Origin of the sequence: Mucilaginibacter sp. NFR10, from assembly GCF_900100445.1 — a bacterium.
Lineage (GTDB): Bacteria > Bacteroidota > Bacteroidia > Sphingobacteriales > Sphingobacteriaceae > Mucilaginibacter > Mucilaginibacter rubeus.
The window spans coordinates 1,099,657-1,119,431 of the sequence record NZ_FMTV01000001.1; the positions used below are offsets into that span (position 1 = coordinate 1,099,657).

Sequence of the window (19,775 nt, forward strand, 5' to 3'; positions counted from 1 at the left end):
ATGCAAAGTAAACTATTTTGGTGTTATTATTTTAATCCTAATGATTTTAGCATTCAGAAAATCAGCATTTTTTTTTGACGCTATAAAAACCTGCTTATATTTAGCCATGGATTCACCGCAAACTTTACCCGTACTTGATGCAGAAGAACTACGTGTGCTTGGTACTTTAATGGAAAAGGCCAAAACCACGCCCGATTATTATCCTATGACCCTTAACGGATTGGTGGCCGCCTGTAACCAGAAAACATCGCGCAAACCTGTTGTTAATTATGACGATGATACTGTTATCAATGCGCTAAACTCATTAAAACGACGGGGGTTGACATCTACCGCTACCGGTGGTTCTATTCGCAATATTAAATACAAACACAATTTTGCGATAGTTTTCCCGGTGATCCCGTCAGAAGTAGCACTGATTTGCCTGTTGATCCTTCGCGGTCCTCAAACACCCGGTGAATTGAATACCAACAGCGGCCGCATGTACGAATTTGATTCGATAGAAGAAGTACAGGAGATCCTGGATAAACTAGCTGGCGGCGAGACGCCTTACATTGTACAGTTGCCAAAACGCCCCGGCCAAAAAGAGGTTAGATATGCCCATCTATTAAGCGGAACACCCGAAATTAACGATGATGATTTTGCAGATGAGCCAAGTGGTCGCCCATCTTCATCAGTAATGGAGGCCCGTTTAACAAAAGCCGAACAGGAAATTGCCGAATTGAAAGAAACCGTGGGCAGGTTGATGAGGGAATTGGGAGTGGAGTAAAAATTATGGTCTATGGAACTTGTTTCAACACCTCATTTGCTAAGCCGCCTGCTAATCTGGGCGTCTGCCTGTCCTGTGGGGTGCTGAAATAAATTCAGCATATGGTGCAGTTTTTTCATGGCTATATTTCTTTTAAAAATACTTCCATTACATCCCGCAAAGCCCTCTCCGTTTGCTCATCTGTAATATTCCCATTCACATCTATTTTACTCCTGATAAAAGGAATAAGCAAAGTTGCTCCTGCTGTTACTTTTGCTGAAAGCGCCCCAAGTGTCAGCAGCAATGCAGCGTGAGCATGACTGCCAACTGATGACGCGGTAACTAAAGCTACAGGTTTATCAACCAACGAACCGCTCGAAACCATCCAATCCAACATATTTTTAAGCTGACCGGGAACTCCAAATGCATACTCAGGTGTACAAATGATAATGCCTGATGCATTTTTAATTAATTCTCGCAATTCTGCAATTGCTTCTGGTGGATGTTCATGATCCAATCCCGGATCAAATGGCGGGATATCTGCCAGTTTGCCGTACACAAAAAAGCTTATATCAGTTGGAACCAATCCGCTTAAAAATTGAAGGATTTTATGATTAGATGATCCCGACCTTAAACTGCCGGAAATGGCGAGGATATTACCTTTATAATTCATGAAGCAGACGTTATTAAACCAAACTTACGAAGTTTTGGAAACTTCGTAAGTTTTCGGAATGTCATATAAAGGATGCTAATCAAAAGCTCCCCTTCAGGGGGCTGGGGGGTTATACGAATGACAAAATAAACGCCGAACCTTTACCTTCGGTTGATTGTACCTGGATATTGCCCTTGTGCAACAGCATGATCTGTTTACACAGGCTTAGGCCAATACCGCTGCCTGTTTTACGGGTACTGAAGAAAGGGATAAAGATTTTGTCGAGCAGTTCGGGTGGCATGCCTAATCCGTTATCGATAACTTTTACAAAGGTTTTTCCACCCTGAATCTCAGCTGTAAGCGTTATGCGCGGTGTTTCGCGGTCTTTTACAGCTTCAATAGCGTTGACCAGCAAATTGATCATCACCTGTTCGATGAGGTTAATATCGGCTTCAATGGCAAGTGTCGGATCGCGCAGGATGATCTCCAGTTCTATCTTCTTTTTCTCCAGTGTAGGCGTCATCAAGCTGTTGAGGTTTTCAAAGATATTACGCACCATGATCTTGTTCAGATCAAGTTTGGTGATCTTATTGAGGCTGCGGTAGCTTTCGGTAAACTTAAGCAGGCCTTCGCTGCGGCGCTTGATGGTATCGATACCGAGCTCAATATCTTCCAAATCGCTATGAGGCAGGCTTTCGGCAATATCAGGGCTTTGCAGGCGGTTCTTGAGCGTATCCGCCAGTGAGGAAATAGGAGCTACGGAGTTCATGATCTCATGCGTCATTACATTAAGCAATTTCGACCACGCTTTCGACTCCGTTTCGTCCAAAGCTTCGTTCACGTTTTGAAATGCTATTAGCTTGTATAGTTTATCATCGCTGCGCATCAGGCTCGCATTCACTAATATTTTAACCTGTTGCTGGTTACGGGTAACAGTGATAATCTTACTATCTCCGGGTTTGAGTTTAATAAGTTCAGCATACAATGATGGCTCACGCTTTTCAAGTGAGTGCACAGTCTTAAGATAAGGTACGCCTATAATGGTTTTAAAAGCTTCATTGATCCAGCCGGTTTCGCCGGTTTCTTCTTCGTAAGATAAAATGCCGGTATCAACCAGCTCAAGGATTTTTTGCAGGTAATGATATTGTGTTTCGCGTTCGCGGCTTATCAGTTTAAATGTGGTATTGATATCGTTAAAACCTTTACGCAGGGGCTTAAGCTCATTGGGGGCCTTGCGTACATCAAAATGGCGGGAAAAATCACGGTAATGGATCGACTCTACAAATTGATTTACTTCGTCCTGTGCTTTTTTCTGAAAACGGATCATATCCACCACCGAGTAGGCAACCAGCGGCAACAGGATCACGAGATACAACAGCTGATTAAGGCTTACTATGACAAAAGCCGTGACGGTAAGTACAATCAGCAATAAAAATACACGCAGCAAAAGCCGCCACTCGTAACGGTTAAATATCATATTTACTTAGTCTTCGGTATAAGGCGGTGCGGGTGAGGCCAAGTTCTTTGGCTGCGCGGGTAATATTGCCATTGTGTTTTTCAATAACCCTTAATATAGCGTTCTTTTCAAGGGCGCTTAACGGAATATTGTCGGCATCAACCACGCTCTCTGTTGATGTTTCCAGTATTGAAAAGATCAGGTCGTCGGGCCTTAAGGTATTGTCGTCGGCCATAATCACTGCACGTTCAATAGTATATTGTAATTCACGAACATTGCCCGGAAAATTGTATGATTTAAGCTTGTTAATAGCTGCCGTATCAAAGTCCATTGATGGCTTAAGATATTTACTCGCGTACAATTTCGCAAAATGGCGAGCCAATATTACAATATCCTCATTACGACGGCGTAGCGGTGGCATATTGATCTCGACAGTATTGATACGATAGATCAAATCCTTACGGAACTTGTTTTCGTTTGCCAGTTCGCTCAAAGGCACATTGGTAGCGCAAATGAGCCTGATATCCACATCAACAGGTTTGTTGGTGCCCAAACGGGTTACCTGGCGGTTTTGTAAAATGGTAAGCAGCTTGGCCTGTTGCTGCAAACTGATGTTGCCAATTTCATCTAAAAATAAAGTACCGCCCTGGGCTTCTTCAAAACGCCCCATACGGTCTTCCCGGGCATCGGTAAAGGCGCCTTTTTTGTGGCCGAAGAGCTCACTTTCAAACAGGGTATCTGTTAACGCGCCAACATCTACTTTAATAAAAGGTTTATCAGCGCGGAGCGAACGTTCGTGGATAGCCTTTGCCATAAGATCTTTACCGGTACCGTTCTCTCCAAGGATCAGGATATTGGCATCGGTAGGGGCTATCTTGTTCACCTTATAAAAAATATCCTGCATCACGTCCGATTCACCAAGGATAGAAGTGTCTCCCGCGGTGCTTTTTACAGGGGTTTTGGTGGTTTTTGTTCCACCTTCTTTTTTATCCAAAAGATCTTTTATCGTATTTATGAGCTTTTCGTTGTGCCATGGCTTTACCACAAAGTCATTTGCTCCTTCTTTAAGCGAACGGACAGCCAGGTCAATATCACCATAAGCTGTTATCATAATTACGCAAACATCAGGCTTCCATTCTTTTACCTTGCGCAGCCAGTAAAGCCCCTCATTGCCCGTGTTAATTGCGCTGTTGAAGTTCATGTCAAGCAAAATCAGATCAACCTCGTTACGTTGCAGCAGCCAGTTCAGGTTTTCGGGGTTCTTTTCGGTGATGATTTCACGGGCTTCGGGTTTTAGCAAAAGTTTAACCGCGGTAAGTACGTCCGGATCGTCATCAACAATTAAAACGGTGGCTTTTTTTAGTATCATTTATTTTTAGTTAATAGTTCATAGATAATTGTTCATGGTCTTCAAAACGATGCCACTTGATCATTTAAGTTCAAAATAAAAATAGCATCTTATTTATTGAGGGTGTCAATTTAATAAAAGTTATAAATTTAAATTAAATTGTATCTCTTTACCGAAGCTGCCTAAATAAACTTTTAGCATTGTTGCCATCAACTATGAACTATACGCTAAAACCATTTAACTATGAACAATAAATTAAAGACTCGCTAATTATGCCACATGTTACAATTTTTGTGCTAAATACCCGCACTTTATGCAGTATATGATATAAATACTTCACAATGAAGTGCTAACCTGTATTTGCCTATAACAGGCTATTAATACGTAAAAAAACATTGTATCAATACCGTACACCTGATGTAACAGAAGCGTACGCTCAAATATGGTGTTTTGTGTTTAAGTTATTGAAAAACAGTATCTTAATTTGTGGCATATCTTTTTGTTATAACATTCAAAATATTATAGAAATACAGTGGACAGAAAAATTGAGAAAAAGACCTGGAACAACAAAAAGATACTTACCATTGCAGGTATTACAGGCATTATTTTACTAATAGGCGGCAGTATTTATCTTACATCGGGTAAAAGCAAGCTTGATGTTGATACTGAACGCTTAACTATAAGTACTATTACTAAAGGTCCTTTCCAGGAGTTTATACCGGTTAACGGCGTGGTTATGCCGCTAACTACCATATTTCTTGATGCATCTGAAGGCGGTGTTGTTGAAGAAAAATACGTTGAAGACGGAGCTAACCTTAAAAAAGGCGATCGGATTTTGAGAATGTCTAATACCGATCTTGAGCTTACTTTAGCTAACCAGGAAACCGCGGTTTATGCCGAGCAAACCCAAATGCAGATCTCCCATAACAATGCACAGCAAAACACCATCAGCAAGCTAAATACTATGGCCGATGTAGAGAATGCATATAAAGAGGCTGAAAGGATTTACAAGTTGGACAAACATTTATATGATCAGAAAGCCATCGGCCTGCAGGAATATCAATCAGCTAAAAATACTTATGATTATCAGGTAAATCGTTACAAATTGGCTAAACAGATTCTTAGGCAGGATACAGCGTTGGTTAAGCAACAGGCTTCACAATCACAGGAACAATACGCCCACATGAAAACTACACTTGAACTGATGCGAAAAAAAGTGGCCGGTTTAGTATTGGTGGCGCCTACCGATGGTCAGTTAACCTCAATGGATGCCGAAGTAGGTCAGAGCAAAAATAAGGGCGAGCATTTGGGGCAGATAGACGTACAATCAGGCTTTAAGGTTAGGGTTGATATCGATGAGCATTACCTGTCACGTATTTACACCGGCCTGAAAGGCGATTTTCAGTTTGCCGATCAAACATATAACCTGGTCATAAAAAAGGTATATACCCAGGTTAAAACAACAGGTAGTTTCCAGGTTGATATGCAATTTGTTGGTAAAGTGCCTACAGGGATCCGTAAAGGGCAAACACTGCAGGTGAGGTTGGCGTTGAGTGATCAGATGCAGGCGGTATTGGTGCCTAAAGGTGGTTTCTTCCAGCAAACAGGCGGCAATTGGATCTTTAAGGTAAGTGAAGATGGTTCAAAAGCATACAGGGTAAACATCCAGCTTGGACGCCAGAGCCCTGATTACTTCGTGGTAACAGAAGGCTTAAATCCGGGCGATAAGGTTATTACCTCAAGTTATGAAACCTATGGTGATATTCAGGAGCTTGTGCTAAAAAAATAACGTAACCAAGCTGCAACGCCTGGCACTGTTTAAGCGTCATATATAATATATAACAGAGCTAATTAATAAATTAAAATAAACAAAAAATAAAATCATATCGCCATAAAGGCGGGATGAATAACGGAGGCACCAATGATAAAAATTTCTAATCTTGAGAAATTCTACCGTACCGAAGAGGTAGAAACCATCGCATTAAACAAGCTATCTATGGAAGTGGCTACAGGTGAGTTTGTAGCCATTATGGGCCCATCGGGCTGCGGTAAATCAACCCTGCTTAATATTTTAGGAATGCTTGATGACCCGGATGCCGGCAGCTATGTTTTTAATGAAATTGAAGTAGCGCATTTTAATGAGCGTAAACGCGCCGATCTGCGTAAACACAACATCGGTTTCGTGTTCCAGAGCTTTAACCTTATTGATGAACTTACTGTGTTTGAAAACGTTGAATTGCCGTTGATTTACACAGGAGTGGCTGCTTCAGAGCGTGTTAAAAGGGTGGAAGAGGTGTTAGACAAAATGCAGATCATGCACCGTCGCAACCACTATCCGCAGCAGTTATCAGGTGGTCAGCAACAGCGTGTGGCCATTGCCCGTGCAGTTGTTAATAAACCCAAACTGATCCTTGCGGATGAGCCTACCGGTAACCTGGACAGCAGCAATGGTAACGATGTGATGGAACTGCTTACCGACCTGAACGAACAGGGAACTACCATTATCATGGTTACCCACTCTGAACATGACGCCCGTTACAGTCACCGCATTATACGCCTGCTTGACGGACAAACGGTTATGGAAAATATCATGGTGTAGTTTGTTTGGTTAATAGTTGATGGTTCATAGTTCATGGCAAGAAAGGACTTTTAACTTAAAACTAACGACTCCAGACTTAGACCACCGCCCCCGAAATCAGTTTATAGATAAGTTAATAATTGCCTCTGCTGCCCTTCTCTGCATTTGTAGAGAAGGGCATGTTAGAGAATTTTTTTATTCAGAGCTATTCCTATGTTTAAAAACTACTCGAAAACCACATAGCAAAATTTAGTTAACGCCAAGCTTTAGCGCCTTAAGTATCACCGGCCTTACCGTTATTATAGCTTTTGTTATATCAGTTTCCAAGCATTGAAGGCGGCGTTGACTAACCCGGTGAAGAGTTTACGATCTGAATAATTATTATTAAGTCATTAGCTACGCGTCATAAAGTCATTTTGATTGGCTAATTGCGCAAGTGACAGGTAATGACTTAATGGCCAATGACTAATGAAATAAAACATATGTTTAAGAACTATTTAAAAATCGCGTGGCGGAGTTTGATTAAAAACAAACTTTATTCGACCATCAACATTGGAGGTTTGGGTGTAGGCATGGCAGTGAGCTTTATGTTGCTGTTATATGTTTATAATGAATTTACTTACGATGGGTTTCATGAAAATAAAGACAGGTTGTATAAGGTAATGCGTAACCAGCCTTCAAATGGCGAAATAAACACGGGGGATGCCACGCCCGTGCAGATTGCTGCCGCGCTGCAAAAAGACTATCCGGAGGTTGAGTATGCAGCCCGTGCAAACTGGTCATATGATCAACTGTTTAATTACAACAACAAACCGTTAAAAGTTAATACAATTGCGACCGACGAGTCATTTCTGAACATGTTTACACTTGATTTTGTGAAGGGTAACAAAAAAGATGCTTTTAGGGATATGTCGTCAGTTATCATGTCCGAATCGGCAGTAAAGGCCGTTTTTGGCGATGTCGATCCTATAGGTAAAACTGTTAAGTTAAATGGTTCGCGGCTGGTAAAAGTGAGTGCTGTTTACAAAGATCTGCCCCGGAATTCTACGTTCAGGTTTAATGCACTAATTCCATGGAAACTTTATGAAGCTGATAATGGTTGGGTGAAAACATCGGGTTGGGGTAACTATTCGTTTAAAACTTATGTTATGCTTAAGCCTGGTGTTAATGTAGATAAGCTTAATCTGGAAATCAAAAAGTTAATTGGTCGCTATGACGATCATAATAAAGAAAATCAGTTGTTCTTGTTTCCATTTGCCAAATGGCACCTGCACAGCGAGTTCAAAAATGGAGTGAATACAGGTGGCGCAATCGAATACGTGCGTTTATTCCTTTTTCTGGCAATAGGTATTTTGCTTATTGCGTGTATCAACTTTATGAACCTTTCTACTGCGCGGTCTGAGCGCCGCTCCCGTGAAGTTGGGATCCGTAAAGTTGTGGGTGCACGGAGAATAGCCATTGTTCAGCAGTTTTTAGGCGAATCAATCCTAACCGCTATAATTTCGCTTGTTGTTGCACTGGTAATAATAGCATCAACGCTTGGTTATTTTAACGAAATCATACATAAGCAACTAACAATTCCTTATAGAAATGCGTGGGCATGGGGTGCCGCTATATTAGTAACGCTGATAACAGGTTTATTGGCAGGTAGTTACCCGGCTTTGTTTTTATCGTCGTTTAAACCGGTAAAAGTTTTAAAGGGCACTAACAAAACTGGTAGAAAAACGCTGCACTCAAGACAGGTATTGGTTATTGTGCAATTTGTATTTGCTACATGTCTTATACTTTCAAGTATCCTGATTTATAAACAGATCAACTACATTAAAGACCGCCCGGTAGGTTATTCACAAAATGGACTTATCGAAATCTCATTAGATGGAAATTTATATAAAGAGTACGAAAACTTCAGAACGGATATAATTAATGCAGGAGCCGCTGTTGATGCTGCAGAGACATCGGGCAGTATAGCCAGTAACGGCAGCAGCAGTTGGGGTATTAACTGGCCCGGACAGCTACCTGGCGAGGATAAAATACCTATCGACCAGATTGTTACTTCATTTCATTTTATTTCAACCTATAAGCTTGAATTGATAAAAGGGCGTGATTATATACCAGGTCGCATGGCCGACTCACTGTCGCTCATTATGAACGAATCGGCCGTTAAACTGATGCGGTTAAAAGATCCGCTTGGGCAGATAGTGAAATGGCAGGGCCGTAATTGTACCGTGGTTGGTATTGTTAAAGATTTTGTTTGGGGATCGCCATATGAGCCTGTCAAGCCTGCCATTATTGGTTTTGATAAAGGCTGGGCAGGTCAGCTTGGTATTCGTTTAAATCCGAATGCTCCTGTATCAAAAAGCCTTGCTACAATTGGCGACATTTACAAAAAATATAACCCCGAATATCCTTTTGAATACAAGTTTGTTGACGAAAACTTCAGCGGCAAATTTGAAAATGAAAAGCTGTTGGGTACGTTGTCGAGTTCGTTTACGGTGTTGGCCATTATCATATCTTGCCTCGGCTTGTTTGGCTTAGCTTCGTTTTCGGCAGAGCAGCGTAAAAAGGAGATCAGTATCCGTAAAGTATTAGGCGCAAGCATCAGTAGTTTGTGGTTCAACCTTTCGAAAGAGTTTTTAATGCTCGTGGTTATTTCATTTATCATTGGTTCGGCCCTGAGCTGGTACAACATGAGCAAGTGGTTACAGCATTATACGTACCGTACCGATATAAACGCCTGGGTATTTATTGTCACTATAGGGATTAGTATGGTAGTTTGCCTGCTTACGGTAAGCTGGCAGGCTATCAAAGCGGCGTTGAGCAATCCGGTTAAGAGTTTGAAAAACGAATAGATCGGTCTACGCTCCGGCAACCGCTCAATACTTGCGCCAGAAAAGTGTGATTTAAGAGGTCAAAGGCGAAAGGAAGAACAAAATGGATTAAAATCCCAATTTCAAAGCCTTTTGCCTTTAACCTTAAACAATCGTTCACAAACGCACTACATGTGTTCCATTATCGTACGGTTTTAAATTGATGTTTTTTGTATAAATATCTGATTTTTAATTAATTGTATATTTGGTACGGGTTTTAATACTTTAGTGGTATAAACCCTTTACCAATGTTGCGTAACTACATTAAAATAGCCTGGAGAAACCTCCTCAAACATAAAGTATTTTCATTTATCAATATTTTAGGGCTGGCTATTGGTGTTGCTGCCTTTTGGCTCATTGCCCTATATGTTATCGACGAATGGAGCTATGACCGGTACAATGAAAAGGCCGGCAGGATTTTCAGGGTTGTACAACACGGGGCATGGAACGGCGGCAAGTTTAACCTTGCAGTGACATCGGCCCCATATGCCCCCGCTTTAAAAAACGACTATCCTGAAGTTGAAGATGCTGTCCGCATAGATGCTGAAGGAGGTGGTAAAATAAGCTATGGTGAAAAGCAGATCAATGAAGGCGCCATGCTTTTTACTGATAAGGGCTTCTTTAATATCTTTACCCATCACTTTTTATCCGGCGACGCTGCCACTGCCTTAAGCAAACCTAACAGCATTGTACTTACCAAAACACTGGCCAAAAAACTGTTTGGCAACACTGCCGATGCTTTAAATAAAACGGTGCTTATCGAAAATAATCCCAATACCGTTACCGCCGTAGTAGATGATGTGCCGGTAAATTCGCAATTCAGTTTTGAGGCGCTGCGCTCGTTTCCTGATGGTTATACTGATAAATGGGGCAATGCAGGTATTTATACCTACTTACTGCTCAAAAATCCGGGCGATTATAAAAAGATAGAAGCGAGCTCGGATGCTTTCTTCAATAAATATATAAAAGGCGAACTTGGCCCAATGCAATTTACGATGGAACTGCAACCGCTTACTTCCATCCACCTGCATTCAAACCTTGATTATGAGCTTGGGAGCGTTGGTAACATCACCTATATCTATGTGTTTGGTGTAGTGGCCTTGCTAATCCTGGCAATCGCGGTTATTAATTACGTAAACCTAACTACCGCACGTTCATCGGTAAGGATCAAAGAGATCGGCGTACGCAAGGTGATCGGATCAAGCAAAAAACAACTAATAACCATGTTCTTTGCCGAATCGGTATTACTAACCGGCGTTGCTACCCTGATAGCTGCGGTAATGGTACAGTTTTTACTACCTTATTTTAACCAGCTATCGGGCAAAGATTTGATTCTATTTCAATTCGGCATTAGTAAAACGGTTATTATATCTACACTGTTTGCTTTTATTACGGGTATTTTGAGTGGCTTATACCCGGCCTTATTCCTTTCGGGTTTTCAAACCATCACTGCTATGAAAGGGCAACTGGGCAGCCAGGCTTCTACTTTAATTTTCAGAAAGGCATTAGTGGTGTTTCAGTTTGTGATTACCATTGTGATGATAGCCGGTTCATGCATTATTTACCGGCAGCTGCATTATGTAATGAACAAGGATCTCGGCTTTAACAAGGCGCAAACGCTTACTTTTCATATTCATGATAAATCGGCCCGAACTAAAATAGCAGCTATTAAAACTCAGCTGTTGCAAAACCCTGCCGTTGAGGCTGTGGGTATAGCCGGTAACCCGATAGGCAATAATGATATTGGTACAGTGAAATTCAATATCGGTGCTGATGGTAAAAACAACGCTGATTCAAAGGTGGTGGAAAGCCTGGTTGTTGATGAAGATTTTATACCAACCTTACAAATCGGGCTGGCTAAAGGACGGAATTTTTCAGCCTCGATGGCGACTGATCAGAAAGAGTCCATCATCGTCAATCAAACGCTTGTGAATGAAATGGGATGGAAAGATGCTGTTGGAAAATCGGTACGTACCGGGGTGGATGAAAACGGTAATGTAATTACACAAAAGATCATTGGTGTAGTTAAGGATTTCAATACCTATTCGCTCCAGCATAAAGTATCGCCTATGGTACTGCACCTGCCGGCTACTACTAATGATGAGGATAATATGTACGTGCGCATAGGCAAAAATAACATCCAGGCCACGCTTAATTATATCGGTAAAGTGTATGGCAGGTTTGATATTGAAAACAAGGCAGAGTTTCATTTTCTTGATCAGAATTTTGCCAAACAATATCAGTCAGAGCAAAAGCAAGGTAGCATCCTGTTCATATTCACCGTGTTGGCCATCAGTATTGCTTGTCTTGGGCTTTTCGGCCTGGTAACCTTTACCGCCGAACAAAGGGTAAAAGAAATTGGCATCAGGAAAGTTTTGGGTGCAAGTGTAACCTCAATAGTTACCCTGTTGTCAAAAGATTTGATGAAACTGGTGTTGATTGCCACACTGATAGCGTCGCCGCTGGCCTGGTATGGCATGCGGAAATGGTTACAAAGCTTTGCTTATCGCGTAGATATTAACTGGTGGATCTTCGCTATAGCAGGTGTTCTTGCAGTAATTATTGCCTTTGTAACGGTGAGCATGCAATCGGTAAGGGCGGCAAATGCTAACCCGGCTAAAAGTTTAAAAAACGAATAAACCTCATCAACCCTCTCCAAAGGAGAGGGCTTAATGTGGGGACTATGATATAAAATAATTAATTAAAATTCCTCCCCTTGGGGAGGTTAGGAGGGATTTATGTTAAAAAATTACTTAAAAACAGCATTCCGTACCCTGCGTAAAAACGTGGGGTTTACGGTTATAAATATATTGGGGCTGGCCCTTGGCCTGGCTACCTGCCTTATGATTGTGCTATATGTAGCTGATGAACTGAGCTATGATCGTTTTAACGACAAAGCCAATCGCACGTACCGCGTTAATGAAGACCTTAAATTTGGTAATAATAATGTACTTTATGCCGTTGCAATGCCGCCGTTGGCTCAGGCTTTAAAAACGGATCTCCCTGAGGTTGAAGAAGCAACCCGGCTTAAAGCAGCGGGAGGGTTTCATGTCAAAAAATGTAATGAAAGCATCCTTGAGTACGGTACCGTTTATGCCGATCCATCGGTTTTTAACGTGTTTACGCTGCCCATGATTAATGGTAACCCGGCTACGGCTTTGAAGGAGCCTAACACCGTGGTTATTACCGAAACTATCGCCAAAAAGTACTTTAACAGTACCAATGTTGTAGGACGAACACTTACCATCGATAACAATCAACTATTAAAGGTTACGGGGGTGATCAGGGATTTACCGAAGCAATCGCACTTTCATTTTGATTTTTTCATGTCGATGATAAGCTGGCCTGATAGCAAATCTTCTGAATGGTTGAGAAGTGATTATAATACTTACGTGGTGTTGAAACCGGGCACAGATTACAAGTTATTTGAGAAGAAATTAATTGCCCTCCTAAAAAAATACAGCGAAGGGCAAATGCAAACGGCCTTACACGTCAACATTGCCGATTTTGAAAAAAGCGGCAGTTATTTCAGGCTTAACCTAACTCCGTTAACCGATATCCATTTACACTCAAACCGTACCGGCGAATTAAGCGGCAACAGTTCGGTGCAGTATGTTTATATATTTTCGGCCATTGCCATATTTATATTACTTATAGCAGGCATCAACTTTATGAACCTTTCAACAGCTCGTTCGGCCAGCAGGGCAAGAGAGGTAGGAGTACGTAAAGTTTTAGGTTCCCCACGTAAATATTTAATAACCCAGTTTTTAACAGAATCGATATTGGTGACCCTGGCATCAGCAGTTATCGCTTTTTTTGCCGTTTTACTTTTATTGCCGCTATTTAATCAAGTGTCCGGAAAAGAATTGGTTGTAGGTTCGCAAACCTTAACCTGGTTGTTGCCGGCCTTACTATTAATTGTACTGGTGGTAGGTTTTGCTGCCGGATCATATCCTGCTTTTTTTCTTTCAGCATTTCAGCCAATTAATGTGCTTAGCGGTAAACTGGCCGGTGGTTTCAAAGGCAGCTGGCTCAGGAGTGTACTGGTTGTCTTCCAGTTTTCTATTTCAATATTCCTCATCATTGGCACCATTGTTATTTATAATCAGCTCAATTATATTCAAACCAAAAACCTGGGTTATAACCGTAACCAGGTGCTTATTATTAATAATGCGTTTGAGTTGGGCAGCCATGCCAAAACCTTTAAAAATGAGGTGAAGCAATTACAAGGCGTGGTTAACGCTACATTGACGGGTTATTTACCAACCGGTAAAAACAGGGGAACGTCCATTTTTTACAAAGAAGCGGCAGCCGATCAAAAAACTGCTTTGTTTCCACAAAGCTGGCGGGTAGACGCAGATTACATCAATACCCTGGGTATGAAGATCTCAGCCGGGCGCGATTTTTCCGCAGGCATGCCAACGGATTCCACCGGATTAGTGATAAACGAAACAGCGGCCAAGTTTTTAGGCTTTACTAATCCCGTTAATAAAATCCTGTACCGCAATATGGATGGCAATCGTGATCATGTAAAAGCTTATCACATCATTGGCGTGGTTAAGGATTTTAATTTCAATTCGCTGAGAGAAAATATCAGTCCGATGATTTTTTTAATGGACGAAGACAGTGGAAATCTGAGTATCAGGGTAAATACAACTAATTTACCGGCTCTCGTCGATCAGATAAAAAGCAAATGGCAGGGCATGACCCAAGGCCAGTTTAGCTACTCTTTTATGGATCAGGACTTTGACGCTAACTATCGGGCCGAGCAGCGTACCGGCACCATATCTATCATATTTACCGTATTAGCCATCTCCATTGCCTGCCTTGGCCTATTTGGCTTAGCTGCGTATGCCGCCGAGCAACGTACCAAAGAAATCGGGATCCGTAAAGTACTCGGTGCAAGTGTATCTGCCATAGTAAATACCTTATCCAAAGATTTTATAAAGCTGGTATTGATCTCCATAGCCATTACAACCCCTTTAGCCTGGTATTTAATGAACAAATGGCTGCAGGATTTCGCTTACCGCATCACTATACAATGGTGGGTGCTGGTGCTGGCAGGTGCAGGCGCCATGTTAATAGCTATTGTGACAGTAAGTTTCCAATCTATAAAAGCAGCATTGGCAAACCCGGTTAACAGCCTTAAAAATGAGTAGGCAGTTTGTAGTGGCAGTTAGCAGTTATGTAACAGGAGGATACCAATGAACTAACGAACAATTGAACCAATGAACCATGTTTAGAAATTACCTTAAAACTGCATTTCGCACATTGAAAAAAAATGTGGGTTTCACCGCAATTAATGTATTTGGTTTGTCCCTTGGGCTGGCCACATGTTTACTCATTATATTTTATGTGGTTGATGAGCTAAGTTATGACAAGTTCAATGTTAAGGCCGACAGGATCTATCGCGCCAATATGCAGATTAAATTTGGCGGTATCGATCAAAGCTATGCATCGTCTCCGGCGCCGCTGGGGGCTGTATTTCAAAACGATTATCCCGAGGTTGAACGTGCCTGCCGTTTGTTGCAACGCGGCGGTTATAACGTGAAAAAAGGTAACCAAACCATTCACGAAAACAGAATGGTACTTGCAGATTCGACATTGTTTGATGTATTTACCCTGCCTATCATAGCCGGTGACCCAAAAAAAGCGCTTGTTGAACCTAATACCGTGGTTATCACTGAAAGTACGGCTAAACGTTATTTTAACAACACACAGGCAGTGGGTAAAACATTTACGTTTGATGAAAAGCTGCTTTATAAGGTTACCGGCGTAATTAAAGACCTGCCAAAGCAATCGCATTTTCGTTATGATTTTTTCCTGTCGATGGCATCAAATGCCGAAAGCAAAGATGGGGCATGGTTCAGCAATAATTTCAATACCTATGTGCTGCTAAAACCAGGTGTGGATGCCAAAAAATTTGAAGCGAAGTTTCCTGCATTGATGCACAAATATGCGGGTCCGCAATTGCAAAGTATCTTACATCTTACTTTTGATTCGTTTGAAGGTTCAGGCAACAAATACCAATTGAGCCTTATACCATTGAAGGATATCCACCTTAAATCAAATCTCGTGTCGGAGCTTGACCATAACGGGAATATCCAGTATGTGTACATTTTTGGCGCGGTGGCAATTTTTATCTTACTGATAGCCTGTGTAAACTTCATGAACCTTTCAACCGCCCGTTCTGCAAACCGGGCCCGTGAGGTAGGTGTACGCAAGGTTCTTGGTTCAAGGCGTCAGTCGCTTATAGCTCAATTCCTGTCCGAGTCAATCATGGTAACGTTTATCGCAACAATGATAGCCATGCTGATGGCTTATTTCCTATTGCCGGTATTCAATAATATAGCGGGTAAAAACATGGAGCTTAATATAGGCTCACTGGTTTGGCTGATTCCTGCTTTGCTGGTAATAGTTTTGGTGATCGGCTTCCTGGCCGGTTCATATCCCGCATTTTTCCTTTCGGCATTTCAGCCAATTGATGTTTTAAAAGGAAAGCTTTCCTCAGGCTTTAAGGGCGGGATGTTAAGGAGTTCATTGGTGGTGTTCCAGTTTTTTATATCGATAGTGCTCATCATTGGTACGCTGGTGATCTATAATCAGCTTAAATATATTCAGAATAAAGACCTTGGTTATAATCGCAGCCAGGTATTGGTGATTCATGGTGTGTATGACCTTGGCGACAAGAGCAAAGTGTTAAGAGATGAAGTAAAGCAGTTGCCCGGCGTAATAGGTGTAACTATGACAGGCTTTTTGCCAACTTCTGATTACCGGAACAGCAGCAGCGTTTTCCAGGAACGCGGGCTCGACCCCAAAAAAGCAGTGCTTGCACAAACCTGGGTAGTTGACGACAACTACCTGCCAACCCTCGGCATAAAACTAACCAAAGGCCGTAATTTCTCAAACCAGATGCCTACCGATTCGGCGGCTATGATCATTAACGAAACGGCGGCGAAACTGATGGGCGTACGTGACCCGCTTAACAAATCCATGTTTTTGCCTATGGACAATATGGCCAAAACGTTTAAAGAATATCATATAGTAGGTGTTATTAAAGATTTTAATTTCGCTTCGCTGCGCAATAATGTAAGCCCGGTGATATTGATGTACGGACAGGATACCGGCGCCTTAAGTGTAAAAGTAAATACCGCTAATATCACCGCACTTATGGCAATGATCAGCGACAAATGGAAATCCATAAAGCCGGGTAAGGAGTTTGAATATTCATTTATGGATGACGATTTTGATTCATCATACCGTGCGGAACAGCGGATGGGTACCATATTCATCATATTTACAAGTTTAACAATTGTGATAGCCTGTTTAGGTTTGTTTGGCCTTGCTGCATATGCCGCCGAACAGCGCACTAAGGAGATAGGCATCCGTAAAGTGCTTGGCGCTAATGTAGGCGCTATAGTAGGTATGCTGTCAAAAGATTTTATCAAACTGGTAATGATAGCAATAGTGATAGCCATTCCGGTTGCCTGGGTCGCCATGCAGCAATGGTTGCAGGGTTTTGCCTACCGGCAAAACATACAATGGTGGGTGGTAGTATTGGCCGCGGTTTTGGCCGTGTTGATCGCTTTCGTAACCATCAGCTTCCAATCCATCAAGGCGGCTTTGGCTAACCCGGTGAGGAGCCTCAAAAATGAGTAACCTCACCCAACCCTCTCCAAAGGAGAGGGCTTTACTGTGCAAGATTAATAATTAATTAAAATTCCTCCCCTTTGGGGAGGTTAGGAGGGGTAATGTTTAAGAACTACATAAAAACAGCATGGCGAAACCTGTATCGGAATAAGGTATTTTCGCTGATCCACATTTTGGGGTTAACCACGGGGATAACCGTTTGCCTCATGATATTCCTGTACATTATGAATGAGTTTAGCGTGGATAATTTTCATAAGCAGGGCAAAAATATTTACAGGGTAATGCGCGGTTTTGATAAGTCGAAAGCGCCTACATCTTACCTCTCGGGACCTTACGGCCCTGCCATGCTGAATGATTATCCGCAAGATATAAAGATGGCAGTGCGCGTTTCTCCGCGAAATAACCTGGTTTCTTTTGGCGAAAAATCGTTCAATGAGAAAAAGGTTTACGCGGTTGACTCCAACTTTTTTAGCCTCTTTACCTTCCCGTTGCTGAGGGGGGATGCTACTTCGGCACTAAACCATCCGGGTAGCGTGGTGTTAACTGAAACCACGGCCAAAAAGTATTTCGGCAATATTGATAACGCTATGGGCAAAGTGGTACAGATGGATAAACGCCTGCAGTTAAAGGTAACCGGTATTGCCAAGGATGTGCCTTCCAACTCGCACCTTGATTTTGATTTGGTGATGCCAATAGCCAATTACACCCACGACCAGGGTTTTAATGTATGGATTAACAATAGCCTGTTTGTTTACCTGTTGTTGAATGAGCATAGCAACCCTGCTGCATTGGAAAGCCGCTTTCCGCAATTTATGGATAAATACATGGGCAAGGATATGCAGCGTTTTGGTACTAAATTTAACCTGAGTTTAAGACCGTTAAAGGATATCTATTTTGAAAATGCCTCGTCGTTTGATAATGTAAAACATGGGGATAAAACCGTGGTATTCATCTTTATTTCGATAGCAGTGCTCATCATGATCATTGCCTGTATCAATTTTATGAACCTGGCCACTATCCGCGCTGTTGAACGCTCAAAAGAAGTAGGGATGCGTAAGGTTTTAGGCGCGTTAAGAAACCATTTGGTATGGCAATTCATAGGCGAATCTATTTTGCTGGCGCTAATTTCATGCGCGCTTTCTATTGGTTTGTTACTCCTGCTGATGCCATCATATAACAGCCTGCTGGGGTATGAACTCACTGTATCATGGAACAGTGTGCCGATTTACCTTTTTCTTTTAGGAGTTATTTTATTTGTAGGTTTCCTTGCCGGAAGCTACCCGGCTATATTCATGTCGGCGTTTTCGCCCATTGAGGCTTTAAAGGGTAAGCTTAAATTAGGCAAAGGCGGGTCATTTTTCAGGCAATCGCTGGTGGTGTTCCAGTTCAGTATTTCGGTGTTGCTTATTATTGGCACTATCGTGATAGTTAACCAGATGCGGTATGTCAAAAACAAATCATTAGGTTATGACAAAAAGCAAACGGTTATTGTGCAGATTGATAATAACGATATCTATGATCACAGGCAAACATTTAAACACCAGCTGCAAAATTCGGACTATGTGAAGTCGGTATCCCTGATGTCGGGCGAACCGGGCGGCTTTTTTGATATGCAGGGCTTTGAGGTTGAAGGCCAGCACGAAACGTTCAAATCCAGGTCGGAATTTGCCGACTTTGAATATGTAAAAACATTTGGCCTGAAAATTATTGCCGGCAGGGATTTTTCATCAGGGTTTGCTACTGATACTACGAACTCGGTATTGATCAACCGTACAGCGGCTAAAGAACTGGGCTTTACGCCGCAGCAGGCTATCGGTAAATGGATTAAAAATACAGTGCGTGATAGTAGCCGCCGCACTATCATTGGTGTAGTTGAAGATTTTAACTTCCTTTCACTTAAAGAAAACATGGATGCCCTGGTGATATCGCCAAGCGAAGACAGGCGTGTAGCAGTAATCAAATTAAAATCCGGGAATATCCAGGCTGGTTTGGCGGCTATCAAAAACATTTATGCCGAAGTTGCGCCCGTTTATCCGTTTGAATACAGCTTTCTTGATCAGCAGTTTGATACTACCTATCGCAACGATGTCAGGCAGCAAACCATGTTAAGTATATTTTCAGGCTTGGCAATCTTTATAGCCTGTTTGGGCTTGTTCGGTTTAGCCTCATTTACCGCGGCGAAACGTACCAAGGAGATCGGGGTCCGTAAAGTATTGGGTTCATCGGTACAAAATATCCTTATCCTGATATCAAAAGATCTACTTAAACCAGTGTTATTAGCTACAGTGATTGCTGTCCCCCTGGGTTATTACAGCATGGATAAATGGCTGCAAAGTTTCGCTTACAAAACACCTTTGCATTGGTGGATCTTTGCTTTGGCGGCTTTGCTTACATTTGTTATAGCAGTGGTTACCATTAGCTTTCAATCGTTAAAGGCGGCACTTGCAAATCCTATCCGGAGTTTGAGAAGCGAATGAGA

11 protein-coding genes are annotated in these 19,775 nt (G+C 42.0%); 8 read left to right on the top strand and 3 right to left on the bottom strand.

All coding sequences use genetic code 11. From position 1 onward, the window contains the following. Positions 1-106: 106 nt before the first annotated feature. Positions 107-766: a YceH family protein gene (locus BLP33_RS04645; RefSeq protein ID WP_090526209.1), complete on the top strand. Its 660-nt coding sequence runs from the start codon at positions 107-109 to the stop codon at positions 764-766. A 121-nt stretch (positions 767-887) separates the two neighbouring features. Here the strand turns inward: BLP33_RS04645 and BLP33_RS04650 are convergent, their stop codons facing one another. The 3 genes from BLP33_RS04650 to BLP33_RS04660 all read right to left on the bottom strand — a co-directional run bounded on the left by BLP33_RS04650 (position 888) and on the right by BLP33_RS04660 (position 4,222). Beyond that, positions 888-1,418: an NADPH-dependent FMN reductase gene (locus BLP33_RS04650; RefSeq protein WP_090525330.1), complete on the bottom strand. Its 531-nt coding sequence runs from the start codon at positions 1,416-1,418 to the stop codon at positions 888-890. A gap of 109 nt (positions 1,419-1,527) precedes the next feature. After that, complete coding sequence (locus BLP33_RS04655) at positions 1,528-2,874, bottom strand: sensor histidine kinase (RefSeq protein ID WP_090525332.1); 1,347 nt, start codon at positions 2,872-2,874, stop codon at positions 1,528-1,530. Further along, a complete protein-coding gene (locus tag BLP33_RS04660; protein WP_090525334.1) occupies positions 2,864-4,222 on the bottom strand; it encodes a sigma-54-dependent transcriptional regulator in 1,359 nt (452 codons plus the stop codon). Before BLP33_RS04660 ends, BLP33_RS04655 begins: the two co-directional genes overlap by 11 nt. A 511-nt stretch (positions 4,223-4,733) precedes the next feature. Here BLP33_RS04660 and BLP33_RS04665 point away from each other — a divergent pair. From BLP33_RS04665 to BLP33_RS04695, 7 genes are all read left to right on the top strand, one after another. Next, the gene (locus BLP33_RS04665) at positions 4,734-5,990 is read left to right on the top strand and encodes an efflux RND transporter periplasmic adaptor subunit (RefSeq protein ID WP_090525336.1); all 1,257 of its coding nucleotides are present in this window, start codon (positions 4,734-4,736) and stop codon (positions 5,988-5,990) included. A gap of 132 nt (positions 5,991-6,122) precedes the next feature. Then, the gene (locus BLP33_RS04670) at positions 6,123-6,800 is read left to right on the top strand and encodes an ABC transporter ATP-binding protein (RefSeq protein WP_090525339.1); all 678 of its coding nucleotides are present in this window, start codon (positions 6,123-6,125) and stop codon (positions 6,798-6,800) included. Between the two features lie 461 nt (positions 6,801-7,261). Then, on the top strand, positions 7,262-9,628 hold the full coding sequence (locus BLP33_RS04675; protein WP_175489929.1) for an ABC transporter permease: 2,367 nt from the start codon (positions 7,262-7,264) through the stop codon (positions 9,626-9,628). A gap of 266 nt (positions 9,629-9,894) precedes the next feature. Further along, complete coding sequence (locus BLP33_RS04680) at positions 9,895-12,285, top strand: ABC transporter permease (RefSeq protein WP_090525343.1); 2,391 nt, start codon at positions 9,895-9,897, stop codon at positions 12,283-12,285. A 99-nt stretch (positions 12,286-12,384) separates the two neighbouring features. Further along, positions 12,385-14,805 (top strand): ABC transporter permease, encoded by a 2,421-nt coding sequence (locus BLP33_RS04685; protein WP_090525345.1) that lies wholly within the window; start codon positions 12,385-12,387, stop codon positions 14,803-14,805. A 76-nt stretch (positions 14,806-14,881) separates the two neighbouring features. Then, entirely contained in the window at positions 14,882-17,305 is a 2,424-nt protein-coding gene (locus tag BLP33_RS04690) for an ABC transporter permease (protein ID WP_090525347.1), read from the top strand. Between the two features lie 92 nt (positions 17,306-17,397). Continuing rightward, positions 17,398-19,773, top strand: coding sequence for an ABC transporter permease (locus BLP33_RS04695; protein ID WP_090525349.1), 2,376 nt, complete (start codon positions 17,398-17,400; stop codon positions 19,771-19,773). Positions 19,774-19,775 lie beyond the last annotated feature (2 nt).